The sequence below is a fragment of the Candidatus Thiosymbion oneisti genome (genome assembly GCF_004359955.1).
Taxonomy (GTDB): Bacteria; Pseudomonadota; Gammaproteobacteria; order Chromatiales; family Chromatiaceae; genus Thiosymbion; species Thiosymbion oneisti.
The window spans coordinates 1-261 of the sequence record NZ_SMSC01000195.1 but is presented as its reverse complement, the minus strand read 5'-3'; the positions used below and the strand labels follow the sequence as shown (position 1 = coordinate 261).

1 pseudogene is annotated in these 261 nt (G+C 67.0%); it reads right to left on the bottom strand.

Going from position 1 to position 261, the window contains the following annotated elements:
• A pseudogene (locus E1958_RS20690) lies at positions 1–261 on the bottom strand (group II intron reverse transcriptase/maturase); the annotation flags it as partial.

The window sequence follows — 261 nt, the reverse complement described above, 5'->3', positions numbered from 1 at the left end:
ACTTGGCTGCCTTTGCACCACCCGTTCACGGACCGCGGGGAGGCCTAACGGGCGTTGCCCCCCAGTCGCCTTGGGTATCCGTTTCAGTTGCACCGCTTGCCGGCGGGAGCGTTTCCGCTTGAGGGTGTCATGCAGGTCTTCCAGAAACCGTTCGACCACCCCGGGGGCGTTCCCGAGTTCCGGTATCCGAACGCCATCCACCCCAGGTGCGCCGTCGTTAGCGGCTACCTGGTCCCACGCCGCCGCCAGCACCTCTGGCCG